We start from the raw sequence: 362 nt of genomic DNA on the forward strand, positions 1-362 counted from the left end.
GTGTAAAAACAATTAATTGGTCTTTATTACTTGTAGCAGTTGTTTGACACTCTGTTGAGGTTTCGATCATAACCGGAAAATGTAAATCATCATTGTATACACTAACTTGACCGCAAACCCACGTAACGACCAATAATAGAAACAAAAATGTAACAATTAACATTTTGTGCAACACAATATTTTTATAATTCAAAGCAATGCCACCCAAAAATAGACGATATAGGGTATTTGAACAATTTCGCTTACCTATTACAACAAGTAATTTTACCTATTAAATATAAGATACTGATTTTAAACGTAATTTAATAAGAAATTATGAATTTTAATAAGTCCTTCCTATCAACATTAAAAATGAGGACAAT

At 28.5% G+C, this 362-nt stretch carries 1 protein-coding gene; it reads right to left on the minus strand.

Translation table 11 applies throughout. The features are described 5' to 3' along the window. A partial coding sequence (locus AAEY83_RS13300) for a hypothetical protein (RefSeq protein ID WP_351059489.1) occupies positions 1-208 on the minus strand: 208 nt, incomplete at its 3' end. Positions 209-362: the final 154 nt, after the last annotated feature.

Origin of the sequence: Psychrobacter sp. TB20-MNA-CIBAN-0197 (assembly GCF_040309765.1) — a bacterium.
Lineage (GTDB): Bacteria > Pseudomonadota > Gammaproteobacteria > Pseudomonadales > Moraxellaceae > Psychrobacter > Psychrobacter submarinus.